The organism is Sunxiuqinia sp. A32 (genome assembly GCF_052690465.1).
The window spans coordinates 18446-32132 of sequence record NZ_JBQYLI010000024.1 but is presented as its reverse complement, the minus strand read 5'-3'; the positions used below and the strand labels follow the sequence as shown (position 1 = coordinate 32132).

The following is a 13687-nucleotide window of genomic DNA, read 5'->3' as shown; positions in this document are numbered from 1 at the left end:
CTAATAACCAGGATTCTGCACCAGATTCTCATTGGATTGCAACTGATTGTTAGGAATTGGGTAAATCCTTTTGTAAGTTTCATTGCTATTTGCATCCTTCAAGAACCATTCATCCTCCCAGTGTCCAAATCGGATTGTAATTTCCCTCGCGTAATTTTCAAGAGCAAGCTCTTTCTTTAGTTCCCAATAAACATCGTCCTCTGTTAAAGATTCCAAAGGATCAACTCCTGCTCTTTCTCTTACCTGATTGATCAAAGACAATGCTTCAACACTGCTATTATCCATACGCCAAAGTGCTTCAGCTCTCAACAACATAATGTGCGCATAACGGTAAATCGCAAAGTCATTACTCATATCATAGGCTTCTCCAAGCTTGTACTCATATTTACCATAACGGGCACCCGCCTTGTACAAATAACGATTGCCATATAAAGTATAGTAAGGAGTAATGTTTACACTACAGCCATCTTCAATTTGAGCCTGAATTTCGGGAGTAGTGGCGAAATTATCCCAGTCTTCCCAACATGCAACCAATTTATATTGATCATCTGGTGCTGCATAGTAGAAACCTAGCTCATCTGAATATGAAGGTTGAGCTTCAACCGTATATTGCTGTCCTGCGATGAACGAATTTCTTCTCTTATCATTTTCGTCAAAAGCATTGTAAAAGTCTTCCTGGATACTAAAACCACCCCATGGGCCAGGTGAAAATCCAAAAATTGCCCCACCAGACTGAGGTAACGCCTGATGTCTTATTCCGAAACCTCCTGCAATATCCCTGTCATAAGGAACAACAAAGATATTCTCTTTTGATCCTTCGTTATTTACTTTAAAGTTCGTAAAGTACTTAGCTTCCATCTCGTAAGGGCTTTCATTGAGCACTTTTTCTGCTGCTGCTGCAGCTTCAGCCCATTTAGCGGTTCCGGTAATTCGTTCTGAATTGATATATAAATTAGCCAAAATAGAATATCCTACCCACTTGTTTATTTTTGCATAAACTTTCTCCTCTGTCAAATTATCAATTGAAGCTTTCAATTCAGATTCAATCAGGTTAAATGCCTCTTGCGGAGGAACCTGAGAAGGGCTGGGATCTGCTTCTGCAAACCTTGTTTCAATTGGAATATTCCCAAAATCACTTAATAAGAAATAGAAATACAGTGCACGCAATGTCCTAAGCTCATAAACAACAGGTGTATCCTCTCCAAGGCTTTCACTAAAAAATTCGATTAGACGGTTACATGCACTCACACCACCGGACCACTGGCTCCACTGGCCACCAACAAAGTCATTTACATTGAATTCATGACGCATCAATCTTGGCCAATAACCTCCATCATCCCAACCATTGTTTGAACGAATCGGGCAGGTAGATTGGTCGGAACAAAGATCCTGTAATTCATTTCTACCCCAATAACCATACAAAGGAGTATACGCAGCAGATGCTGCAGCCGAAATCTGAGCTTCGTTATTGAAGAACTCCTCGGGCAATAATTCAGAGTATACTTCAGGTTCTACACTACAAGAAAAGGATAATGCACCTGAAATAAATATTATCAAAAAGATATATGTTTTATTGATCTTCATAGTATTACTTCTTAAAATTTAACATTAACACCAAAAGTAATTGTACGGGTCGGGAAATAAGTTACCCTACGATCGATACCAGGAACGAGAATGTCCCCACCATATGCATTGTTAGCGTTACCTTCAGTAATTGGCCCTGGGTCAGAATACCTCACCTCCGGATCTGTACCTGAGTATTTTGTAATGGTAAATAAATTATTTCCAGCCACATAAACTCTCAATTGTTTAAATACCTTATTACCATTGATATCAATATTATAACCCAACGTAGCATTATCCAGTTTTATGAAGTCTGCTTTTTCAACATATCCAGAATGGTATGCATCCTGTTCAGAATCATCCGGATTGAAATTATCAGTCATTACAAAGTTCTGTCTAGCCGCAATTGACGGGTGTTCCCAGTATGCTCTTTGAATATTTACTAAAGAATGACCAACAGCTCCCCGGAAGAAGAAATTCAAATCAAAATCTTTATATCGTAAGGTATTGTTAATACCAAAAGTGAAATCAGGTAATCCATTTCCAACAATTTGACCATCACGATCCAGGTTACGTTCGGTTGTAGCTTCGCCAGTTTCCTGGTTAATCATTAGTGTTCTTCCTTCAGAATCATAACCTGCAAAAACAGAAGCCCTTATATTACCAATTTCTTCACCTTCAGCTACCCGAACAACATGCGTATTATTAAGCCCTGGAGCACCCAAATTACCTCTGTACAATACAGCATTCTCAACATTATTCAATTTGATCAATTTCGTTTTAAATGTTGCAATGTTTGCTCCAAAATCCCAACTAAAATCTTTTTTATCAAAAATACTGTAGTTAAGTTGTACTTCCAGACCTTTGGTTTCCAACTCACCAATATTCAATAAAGTACTACCATAACGATTCGGTGGCTGAGGTACTGGTATCGAATTTAACAAGTCAGTAGTATTTCTCATAAAATAATCAAATGATCCAGACAATTTTGAATCCAACACAGCAAAATCCAGCCCAATATTAAGCTCACCCTTCTCTTCCCATTTCAAATCAGGGTTCGGGTTAGAAGTTGGCTGAATAGAAGCGATATATGCACCATCAACAAAACCGGTAGCACCTGTACCTAAACGTTCCAAAAATGCATAACGAGGTACTGGTTCATTACCTGTCAATCCATATCCTGCTCTAAGCTTCAGCATATCAACCTCTGGAATCTCAAAGATTTCATTGAGGTCAACACCTCCACTTACTGCCCAGAAATTACCCCAACGATTATTGGCACCAAATCTGGATGAAGCTTCACGTCGATAACTAGCAGATAAATAAGCCAGATTTTTATAGTTTAAGTTAATACGACCAAAATAAGCAGCAAGCTTTGCCTCTTCTCTGTTTGAACCTACACTTGCACGCTTGTTATTAATACCAATACCTAGTCCAAGATTATCAAAACCAACCTCATTACTAATAAAATCCGAGTTATATGCACTGAACCACTGATAATCAAACTGCTGGAACGAATAACCTCCCAAAGCATTGTAAGTAAGATCACCCACTTGCCCATTGTATGTCGCTGTAAATTCAAAAAGCTCAGAAGTGTTATTATTTGTTGATCTGGTTGCTCTACCATTGTCTCCGATTCCATTGGAAAATAATGCGTTATTTGCAAAAAATTCACCATAATGAATGAGTGTACCTTCTGATGAATAATTGGTCGCCAAATTTAATCCGTCGATTACTTCCAATTCAGCTCTGAAATTAATCATGTAATTTTTGGTTTCCTGCAACTTTTTATTTTGTTCATTCAATGCAACCGGGTTGTATACATCCTGAACTCCAGTTTCAAAATACCCTCCGTAAGTATTCGGATCACGTGCCAATTGTTCAGCTGTCCTGTTTTCCATTACTGGAGCGGTTGGATTAAAGGTTTGAGCATAACGTAAAGACTGGGCAAAACCAATATTTGCACGTTTTGAGGTTGTTGCCATAATTCCTGTTAGCTTCAGCTTATCATCCAAAAAGCGTTGCGAAACATTCAACCTTGCATTTACCTGGTCATAACCGGTTTTGGCAATAACCCCCTGAACATCCCTGTAATTAATAGAAGCACGATAATTAAGCCCTGATGCTGAGCTACCTGAAAATGCAACATTATGAACGTGGCTTAACGCTTTTCTTGAGACCTCGTCTACCCAATCGGTATTACTTCCAAAATCCATACCTCCATACTCCAGGTATTCATCATGATTTGCGACCCGAATTAGGTTTGAAATTTCTTCCATTGCCACGTAACCATTGTATTCTACAGATGATTGCACTCCTGTACCTGCTCCGGATTTTGTGGTAATAATAATCACACCACTACTACCCCTGGTTCCATAAATAGCAGCCGCCGATGCATCTTTCAAAACGTTAATGGAAGCGATATCACTTGGATCAACCGAATTAACTGAACCACCAATCACTCCATCAATAATAACCAATGGCTCTGCATTTGCTCCGAATGTACTTAAACCACGAAGCCTGATCTGAAAAGGCTCATTTGGGTTACCCCCTGCCTTGGCAATATTCAGACCTGCAACCTTACCTTGCAACAATTGCTGGGGACTATTAACATTACCAGAATTAAAATCTTCTGAATCAATACGAACAATTGAGCTGGTTACTTCTTCTTTTTTCTGTGTACCATATCCGACTACTATAACTTCTTCAATTGCCGCTAAATCTTCCTTAAGAATAACATCAATCTGGGATTTACCGTCTAAAGAAACTTCCGTAGACAAATAACCAATATAAGACACTAGCAGACTTGCATTCAAATCTGCAACTTCCAATGTAAAAATACCATCGAAATCAGATTGTGTTCCATTTAATGTCCCCTTTTCAATAATATTTGCCATTGGCAATGGGCTACCATTTACGTCCTTTACAGTACCTGAAATTTTAACTTTTTCCTGTTGAGCTTCTTCAACTTCCGGTTTTATTTTATTCGGGCTTTTTACATTAACAGATTTCTTGAGAATAATCTGTTTATTGAAAACTTCGTATACAACATCCCCATTTGGGAATAATTGATCCAAAATTTCAAAAATTCGCTCTTTCTTAACATTCAAGGAAACACGTTTAGTAAGATCAATTTCCTGAGTGTTAACGAAAAATTTAAATTCACTTTTCGCTTCGATTTCACTAAGGACTTCATCTATACGAATATCCTCGAAGTCCAGTGTAATCTTCGTATTCTGAGAATACGAGTTAGCGTGCACGTTACACAATGCTATAAGCATTACAATGATTGTTAGCCTCATTTTCAACAATAAATTTGAGAGGTAACAAAAGTTACTCGTTTTTTTCATACTTTTAGGTTCGAAAATTTAGTTTAATAAATTAAATTGACTCTTTAAAATCGGGGGATAGGACCAGTATTTCCCGATTTTTTTGTGAATTAGATTTTAGTTTTTCTAGCTCATAATGTTTCTATTTTTTTAATTAATAACTACCTTATTATCAACTATTTCGTATTTAATACCGAAATTTATATTAAATGTCTCCAAAACTTCATCTATAGATTCAATATCAAACGATGCATTAAACGTTGTTTTATCCAATGATGCATTATTATTAACGATTGATACGTTATAATGCTTTTCAAGTTTTATTCTTATCTCCTTAAATGTTGCATTTTTAAAAGTAAGTTTCCCGTTCATCCAATCTGTATAATCTGAAACATTTACTTTTGTTACATCAAATTTCTTGTTTTCCCTGCTCCATGAGGCTTTATTTCCTGGCAAAATTGCATGTGATTTATCGGTTGATGAATCAAGTATTTTAACACTACCAGTAACCAAAACCGTACTGATATTATCATATTCTTCATAGTTAGCAACATTGAACTCAGTTCCCAACACCTCCACTTGTAAATCACCCGCATTAACAACAAATGGATGATTTTTATCTTCAGCAACTTTAAAATAGGCTTCACCAGAAACAAATACTTCACGATTCTCGCCCTCAATAAACTTCACAGGATATCTCAACTTTGAATCAGAATTTAGATAAACTATGGTCCCGTCTGATAATTGAATTTGAAACTTTTTACCTCTCGGTATGGAAATGGTATTGTAAATAAGTTTATCAATATCCAATTTGTCTTCATAAACAATTCGTTGGCCTACTTGCTTAATCTTAATCTGCTCATTATTCTTAATTATCCGATTCACCTTTTTCTGATTAATGAGTTCAACCTCACCATTATCAAACTGCAAGGTAATTCCTTCGTCCGGTATGTCTAACAACGAGGATTCCTGTTCCATTAGTAACTTATCTTTTACTAAGAAACCAATAGCCACAATTCCAATAAAAATTGCAGCATATTTCATCCAACCATTAAAAATTCTTTTAACCGGCTTTCTTTTAGGTTCCGAATTAATATGAGAAATGAATTCCTGATATGCCTTATCTGAGTTCAGTTTATTATATTTCTTTGAGATAAGGTAATTTATTTCAATGGATTCACTAAATGCCTTCTTCACATCCTCAATAGCGATCTCTTCAGCCAAATACTCAATTTGACTGTCGTCTATCTCCCCTTCTAAATACTTTTGTATTAAAATTTCAATTTCTGTTCGATCCATATGTGTTATATAACTTCAATTTCTATTACACCGCTAAGACCCAATTTTTATATTTATCCCTACTTTTTTATTTTATTTTTTTAATATTTGTATACGGTATTAATAACCAATCTCTATTTATGCTATCGTCTCAAGAAAAAATCATCCTTAAGGAATTAAAACAAGGAAACGAAGAAGCATACAAGCAACTCTTTGAGCATTATTATGAAAGTCTTGTATTATATTGTCAGAATTTATCTGGGAATAGATCACAAGCTGAAGATATTGTTCAAGAAACTTTCATTAAAATCTGGAATAATAGAAATGCATTGGATATTACGACTTCAATAAGAAGTTATCTTTACCGCTCAGTCTACAACAATTTTATTAAGGAATACACAAAAAAAGTAAAGGCTGAGAAAATATTATTGGATGTCAAAAGAGAGACTTTAAATAATTTAATTGAATTAGACAGGGAAATTTACGACAGAAAAATAAAACTGATTGAAAACGCCATTGAAGAACTACCAAGAAAATGCAAAAAAGTATTTTTAATGAGTAAAGTTGATGGCTATAAATACAAAGAAATCGCAAAACTTTTATCTATCTCAGAAAAAGCAGTTGAGAAACACATAAGTAGGGCAATTGCCAGAATTAAAGAAAACCTAAAAGTAAAAAGTAACCTTCTATTGTTCTCTCACTTTGTTAATTTATTTAGATTTCGTTAGAACAAATAATAACATAAGATTCGTCACCTACTGGCAACATCTGCCTCCCCCAAAGTCTCCAATAAAAAAGACTGGCTTACCACCAGGCGTAACACCTTCGACACATACCTGTATTTGCCTGGCATTATCTGAATTAAAAAATTCAAATGAAGCGTTTCCATTATCATCGGTCTTGATGGATGGAGACCAGTATAATGTAGCCCGTTCATCAGGGCGAGGATTATCTCTTTCTTCGTCGTATTTAGGTACATAGAATTCTTTAGAGCCATCATGCCCAAACAAGGTAAATTGTAGTGCAGATTCTTTTTCAACATAACCTCCCAGCTTGGTATATACCAATATCATTGGCCCAGATCCCCTAAGTCCAAACACTGCCCTTGAAGCAACTGTTTTCAGCACTTCTATTCTTTCAATGCATGAAACAGGCAAACTTAAAATTTCATTTATACTGGTAAAATTTCCATCAAGCATCCATATAGTAGATTCTCCTCTTACGCTTACGCTAGCTTCAATTCCGCTCCTTAATATCCACAAACCAGAAACAGTGTTAAGCAACTGAAAAATATCAAAAGTCCTAGCATCTGTGTATACAGTAGCATCTGGAATAACTTCGTACACGGAAGGCGTGGCTGGTTTCATTTCCAGCTCAACCTTGTTTGCTTCCACCACCACCTCTTCTAACTGTATCGTACTGTTGGTCTTGTAAAGTGAGTCCCAAAGGGCCTTTTGCCTGGAAAATTCCCAGTATTTCTCTTCCAGACTTGGCACATCATCCTCTTGCTGAATGGTATCTTCACAGACAACGGGCAGTGCTGAGGCCAATGGCGGCTCAGTAAACTCTTTCTCCAGAGAGGCATCAAAAAACAACTTGCTGCCTTTTTCATTAAACGCACTCAATACAATCCGGATAGAGTCCTCCAAGGTAATCCCATCCATCCTGAAACAACCTTTTTCATCGGTTGTATCCAACGCTATCTCAATCCCGCTTTTTGATTGTCCGAACAAGTTGATCTTTACGTTCTCTAATGGCTTCCCGTTTTCTTTCCTTGCTGTCCCTGTCAGTGCGATCCCCTGTAAAAATGGAAATTTGTATTTTTTATACTCATCATTCCTAAAAGACTCATGGTTATATTTACGCCAGCCATGGGTAAGCATTACTAAATCCAAACGTGCCCGGGAATCTCTCGAATCTCCACTTAGAAAAAGCCCCGGAAAAGGAATACTTCCACTTATATCTGATTCCAGAAGCAAATAACTGGAGATATTTCTGCCATTTGGGTCGCGGAGAGCTTTGCCAACATCAGTGATCGAAACAGACAAGTCCATCTGGACCGGTTCTCCATTTTCATTTTCAACATGAATATCAAAACCAAGCTTACTTCGCCGCTTCAACACCTTAGCATCCATCTGAACAGAAAGTGACAAGTTATCCTGTTCCGGGATGAAAACTACACGCTCACACAATGGGTTACCCAGATTATCAAGTAAAGTGATTGCCATAACACCACCGGGAAGGTCTCGTGTTGGCAACTCAAACTTTACACTCTTTTTTCCGTTCATCTCAAAACGCCCCTGATAATAAACCTGATTGCGGATAGTGCCTATAAGATAAAAGGCCTTGTGCTCTATGCCCGGGCTTGAACGAATGATAACTTTAACTTTGCCTGTATCAAGATTATTAACTGTCATGGCGTATCCTTCTTCTATAACTTCCGGAAAAGTAAAAAACTGCCCATCAACCAGTTCTGCCGTGTAATGCTCTCCTGCCTTCGGGGTAAATGCAAAACTCCCTGAACCATCATAAAAACTTTTAAAAAATGCAATAGGTGCTCTTTCGGAATCCAGAATATGTCCTTCTACCTTGCAGGGCAAGCCATCTCTTCCCACAGCTCGAAAAGCAACTTTTCCAACCAAGCCTGCAACTGCATGACCACCTTCCGGGAAAAACTGTAGATCAATCTCACCGGAATTAATTTGTGGAGCATGGAATTTGATATCCTTTTCCCCAAGGACTGTTATTTCCTTTGCGAAAAAGAAATCGTCTTTAAAATTACGCATCCAATCCGTATAAGCCCGAAGACGATATTTGCCCGGCAAAAGATCCGATGAAACCTCCATTGATCCGCGGCCTCGCCCGGAGTTAACAGACTGGGTCTGCGAAAGAACGATGCTCCCGTCAGGGGCTACCAGGTCAACATGCAAAACCTTACTTCTCTGCGAGGGCAAGTGAAATGGCCCCAAAACCAGGTAGGCACTATACCACAAATCCTCTCCCCCGACATAAAAAGACCGGTCGGTGTGCAAATAAACTTTTTCAATCGGTGAAAATGTGTTGTAATTATCAATGTCCTGTCCGATTTGATGCAAAAGAGAATCTTGCTGGGACATGCCTAAGACGGGTAAGAAAAGTAAAAGATAAAGGCAAACTAAATGATTATATACTCTGCACAGGTTCATGTTGGAATTGCATAAATACTGTTACTAAATAACTTCTACATTAAATTGTTCTTGAACTACAATTTCAAATATCTCTTCAGCACCCAACCTCCCATATTGCTATATCAGCAATTCTTTACTTTGTCTATCGCTAGTAATATTTCTAATTAATTATTACCTGACTTGTCCTGTTTTGTTTCTAAGCTTAAATCCTCAAGTTTCATTCTAAATTCAAATCACCACCCCAATCAGGTATTAACATATCACATATTTATGATCTGATTTTAATGATTTCCCCTACAATTTCATTTTACAATATATAGGGGCTGGATATCAGAAAAATTTTCCTCAGATAAAAATCTTTTTGAAAAAGGAAGCTAGTTAGGTGGTAAGACAGTTGCACGAAACAGGCTCAGCTATCCTTTGGTGTAGATTTATTTTTGTGATTCGGTCAATTCGTTTTTCCAGGCATTTGTCACATGTTGAGAAAAGTTTTAAGTCCCAGGTATCAGCAAATACCCTTCCCGCATTCAAACTAATACCATAATCCAAAACTTCCTCAAGGGATTCGATCGTTGGTGGACTAAAATGTCCGATTTCCATCAGCCTGTCCATCGCACCGTTTCCGGGCCGCACCGGAATAATTGTACAACACCCAACTCCAGCTTCAAAAGCAAATTCCAGGGATTTTTTTGCCCAGTACACTCCTTCCTTTTCCGACATGAAAGGCGGTTTTAACAAGATAAATGTGCGCGTTTGGATTCCATGATCTTTCAAAAAACGAATCGACTTGCGAAAATCAGCCAAAGTCATTTGCTTGTTTAAGCGTTCCAGAACATTTTCATTTACTGTTTCCAATCCAATGGCTACCTCAAGATCAGTTTTCAATAGTTCCTGAAAACGCAAGCACTTATCACCGATATAATTGGCATGACTTTCAACAATAATATTTTTAAATCCTTTTAATAGCGATGCAATCGCGCCATAATCATCAACAAGAATGGCTTTTCGATCAAAGAAGCTACCGCTATTATAAAGTTTCAAGTGGCTGACAGGTGCTATTTGATCCAACGCCCATTTTAGCTGAGATGGGATGGCTCCCTTTGGAACCACCCCATCTGTTGTATTTTTCCACAGGTCGCACATCATGCACCGGTAGGAACATTCTCTACTGGTCAGGAAAATAACTCCTGTATCTTCAACATTTCCATAAGCTGTAAGTTCCTTTTCAACAAGCCACGCATATGGCTTATAAGGATCTACAGGATTCTTTTGTCCTCGTTGATTAACAATCCAGCTTCCATCAAACACCTGCTGCTTTTCATTATTCATACCTGGACAGGAACTCTTTACGGTAAGCTATTTCTTTTTCAGGGAAATGCCTTTTAAAATCATTGTTAGAAGCAGCTCCGTGCTGGAAACGCCTCTTTTCAAACACAGGCATATCCATTCCTGTTACCGATTTTACTCCTGCTGCCACAATTTGACCTTTCAAGTCATATAATTTCTGATGATCCCAATCGGTAAGATCAATAAACGGAATACCTTCTGAGATCTCAATCACATTCGGTAAAGTATATGGACTGAATCCTTCAAATCCAAGCACATCAGCTGGAGAAAATGTACGCATATAACCTCGGCTTAATCCTCCGGAATATGTCAGTGAGTGCTTAATCGACTCTACCCCCCAACCTTCATGATAAAGCATCAGGTTATTTAAGACACTGCGAATGGTTAATTCAGGATTCTCTTCAATCGGATAATCTTTTAGGTTTTCGTCACCACCGTCACCATCAATCAAAAATTTCCAATCCGGGTATTTGGCCCGAATACCTTTTAGCAATGCCAAATTCATGGTTGCGGATTGTATATCCAGGGGTTTATAGTCTTCAACGATATTGATAGCCTCTTTCCAGTCCAACGAATTATAATCAAGCTCAATTGGTTCCAAGAATAACTCCAGACCCAAAGTTTCCAGAAATTTTCTCGCTTGCATTAAATCTGCTCCATCACCGTCAATCGAAAGGGTAAACGCTTTCAACCTTGAGGGACTTTCACCCAGTTCCCTCAATGCATGATAGGTAAGCAGAAAAACAGAACCACTATCAATTCCGGCAGAAAAGGTTACACCAATCGGACCCGAATTTGCCCGGTATTTCAACCATTTCTTTATTTCTTCATACACTGCACCCAGGTACTGTTCACCAATCTGTTGTGGATTTTCCGGTGAGAATTTATTCCGTTCAGGAGCAAAAAAGCGGGTATAAACAGGATTTGGGTCAGGACATCCCAGCAACTCTATTTTCGTGATGTAATGAGCCGGAACCATCCTTGTGTATGATGGATGAAATTGATCGTCCATACCTTCTTTTTCCAAATAATCGTAGATCACATCAATTCGTTCAGCAACAATTAACTGGGGTCCTGCCGCCCTTTTGGCAATAAAATATCTTAATGGACGTCCGAGTGATCTGGCCATACGGATTGTTTTCCCATCAACAGAAATAAGCGAAAATTGGCCATCAATCTTACGAACTGCTTCTATATCCCCGGACTTCACAATTTCAACTGCTTCCTCATGAGTCATATTATAAATGACATTCTTTTGTGGATCCGTTAAATCCACCACTTTGCTTACATACTGAAAATTCATGTTCATCTATTTTTTCTATTTATTCATTCTAGTAAACTACTCCCTGATAATTCCTTCTCCCTGCTTAACAACCAAATACTGATTTGCCTTGATATCTTTATAGGTTTCACGTTTCCCATCAGTCCAGTCAATTATAATTTGATCTACTCCAGATGCGTCATCCAATCCAACATGAAGTCGCGGATCGTTGTTGGAGAGATACCCGGTTGCCCATTGATTAATAAATACTTGTTTTTGAGATCCTGAAATCACTGTTACTTTTGCAGATATTGCCGCAGCAGGTCCACTTTCACCTTTTAGCGTTATGCCCAACCAGTTATTTTTATTTCCACCTTCATTTTCAAGAAGTACGGCATTACCCGGTTTGTCCAGATGGGAAATAATGACATCCATATCTCCATCGTTATCAAAATCCAATACTGCTAATCCTCTGCCTGAACGCTTCACCTTAAAGTAGTCTCCGTATTCTTTCCCTCTATCGGTAAAATGCCCCTTCCCATCATTCTCTAGTAACAACGGATACTGTAAAATTAATTCTTCAGCAGTTCCATTAGCTGAAACAATATCCAGATCACCATCATTGTCAAAATCAAAAAGTGCTGTTCCCCAACTTCCTTTGCCTGCAAAAGTCTTTGCTACACCACTTTCCTCAACAATATCAGTATATAAACCATTACCCAAATTGCGATAAAACGCACCATACTTCAAATCAGACACCAACACATCCACAAGTCCGTCACCATCAATATCACCCAATGTGCCGTCCATTGAGCCAGTACCCTTTCCCTGGTTATTTGCGGCGATACCACTTTCAACACCGGCCTCTCTGAAAACTCCTTTTTCTTTCTTAAAAAGAAAGTTAAACTGATGATCATTGGCCTGCAGAATATCTAAATCCCCATCATCGTCCGCATCAAACACCGTAAGTCCCATACACTTGGAATCAGGATAAGCCAGGTTCTTCTTTTCAGTTACATCTATAAATGTCCCATCAGATTGCTGCTCATAAAACATGGACAACTGTCCTTTGTATTCAGAAGGGTGGGGCATCATTCCAGGAGTTTGTGTTGAAATATATTCCGGGTCAAAAGCAAGAAAATTACCGACCATCAAATCCAGTCTGCCATCCTTGTTTTCATCCCAGTATGCCACCCCGATGCTCCATTTTTCAAAACCATTTAGCTTTTTGGGGCCAACCAAACCAAGCGTATTGGCAATATCAGTGAAAGTTCCATCTCCATTGTTGCGGTAAAAAACATTTGGTCCGTAATTCAGAAGGAACAAATCTTCATCACCGTCGTTATCGTAATCAATCGCACCTGCGGCCATACTCCAGTGACGATCATCAACACCAGCCTTTTCGGTTACATCTGTAAATGTTCCATCACCATTATTATGATATAACTTATTGCTTGAATTTTGATATTTAATTCCGTCTTTATCGGATATCCCCTCCAAATAAGTCCCATTCATTAAGTAAAGATCCATCCAGCCATCACCATTGTAATCAAAAATAGTAATACCTGAACCACTACTCTCCAGAATATTTACATAGGAATCATCCCCAAAATTGTATTTAAAATCGACACCCGCTTTTGCAGCAACATCTTTAAACATGACCTTATTTTGCCCAAAAGCTGTTTGCAGACTGATAAACAAAGCAAAAAGAGCAATACTCAGAACTAATTTTCCTCTCATTT

Annotated in this window: 8 protein-coding genes; 1 reads left to right on the top strand and 7 read right to left on the bottom strand. The window is 38.1% G+C overall.

What is annotated here, in order from left to right; genetic code table 11:
• From ACUNWD_RS18760 to ACUNWD_RS18750, 3 genes are all read right to left on the bottom strand, one after another.
• Positions 1-1584 (bottom strand): RagB/SusD family nutrient uptake outer membrane protein, encoded by a 1584-nt coding sequence (locus ACUNWD_RS18760; protein ID WP_445589396.1) that lies wholly within the window; start codon positions 1582-1584, stop codon positions 1-3.
• An 11-nt stretch (positions 1585-1595) separates the two neighbouring features.
• Positions 1596-4865 carry a SusC/RagA family TonB-linked outer membrane protein gene (locus tag ACUNWD_RS18755; RefSeq protein WP_445589395.1) on the bottom strand — a complete coding sequence of 1090 codons (3270 nt, stop codon included), beginning with the start codon at positions 4863-4865 and terminating at the stop codon, positions 1596-1598.
• A gap of 177 nt (positions 4866-5042) precedes the next feature.
• Positions 5043-6191 carry a FecR family protein gene (locus ACUNWD_RS18750; RefSeq protein WP_445589394.1) on the bottom strand — a complete coding sequence of 383 codons (1149 nt, stop codon included), beginning with the start codon at positions 6189-6191 and terminating at the stop codon, positions 5043-5045.
• Between the two features lie 119 nt (positions 6192-6310).
• Between ACUNWD_RS18750 and ACUNWD_RS18745 the strand changes: the two genes are divergently transcribed.
• Positions 6311-6898 carry an RNA polymerase sigma factor gene (locus ACUNWD_RS18745; protein WP_445589393.1) on the top strand — a complete coding sequence of 196 codons (588 nt, stop codon included), beginning with the start codon at positions 6311-6313 and terminating at the stop codon, positions 6896-6898.
• Positions 6899-6925: 27 nt separating this feature from the next.
• Here ACUNWD_RS18745 and ACUNWD_RS18740 read toward each other — a convergent pair whose 3' ends face one another.
• The 4 genes from ACUNWD_RS18740 to ACUNWD_RS18725 all read right to left on the bottom strand — a co-directional run bounded on the left by ACUNWD_RS18740 (position 6926) and on the right by ACUNWD_RS18725 (position 13685).
• Positions 6926-9286 (bottom strand): hypothetical protein, encoded by a 2361-nt coding sequence (locus ACUNWD_RS18740; protein WP_445589392.1) that lies wholly within the window; start codon positions 9284-9286, stop codon positions 6926-6928.
• Between the two features lie 429 nt (positions 9287-9715).
• Positions 9716-10666, bottom strand: a complete 951-nt coding sequence (locus ACUNWD_RS18735; RefSeq protein ID WP_445589391.1) for a radical SAM protein — start codon at positions 10664-10666, stop codon at positions 9716-9718.
• Positions 10659-11987, bottom strand: a complete 1329-nt coding sequence (locus tag ACUNWD_RS18730; protein WP_445589390.1) for an asparagine synthase-related protein — start codon at positions 11985-11987, stop codon at positions 10659-10661. Before ACUNWD_RS18730 ends, ACUNWD_RS18735 begins: the two co-directional genes overlap by 8 nt.
• Before the next feature lie 36 nt (positions 11988-12023).
• Positions 12024-13685: a CRTAC1 family protein gene (locus ACUNWD_RS18725; RefSeq protein ID WP_445589389.1), complete on the bottom strand. Its 1662-nt coding sequence runs from the start codon at positions 13683-13685 to the stop codon at positions 12024-12026.
• Positions 13686-13687 lie beyond the last annotated feature (2 nt).

What these genes read in the sequence shown, in the direction of transcription:
- ACUNWD_RS18730 (WP_445589390.1), bottom strand. Translation starts at nt 11,987, where the DNA reads ATGAATTTTCAGTATGTAAGCAAAGTGGTGGATTTAACGGATCCACAA.
- ACUNWD_RS18760 (WP_445589396.1), bottom strand. Translation starts at nt 1,584, where the DNA reads ATGAAGATCAATAAAACATATATCTTTTTGATAATATTTATTTCAGGT.
- ACUNWD_RS18725 (WP_445589389.1), bottom strand. Translation starts at nt 13,685, where the DNA reads ATGAGAGGAAAATTAGTTCTGAGTATTGCTCTTTTTGCTTTGTTTATC.
- ACUNWD_RS18735 (WP_445589391.1), bottom strand. Translation starts at nt 10,666, where the DNA reads ATGAATAATGAAAAGCAGCAGGTGTTTGATGGAAGCTGGATTGTTAAT.
- ACUNWD_RS18745 (WP_445589393.1), top strand. Translation starts at nt 6,311, where the DNA reads ATGCTATCGTCTCAAGAAAAAATCATCCTTAAGGAATTAAAACAAGGA.
- ACUNWD_RS18740 (WP_445589392.1), bottom strand. Translation starts at nt 9,286, where the DNA reads ATGTCCCAGCAAGATTCTCTTTTGCATCAAATCGGACAGGACATTGAT.
- ACUNWD_RS18750 (WP_445589394.1), bottom strand. Translation starts at nt 6,191, where the DNA reads ATGGATCGAACAGAAATTGAAATTTTAATACAAAAGTATTTAGAAGGG.
- ACUNWD_RS18755 (WP_445589395.1), bottom strand. Translation starts at nt 4,865, where the DNA reads ATGAGGCTAACAATCATTGTAATGCTTATAGCATTGTGTAACGTGCAC.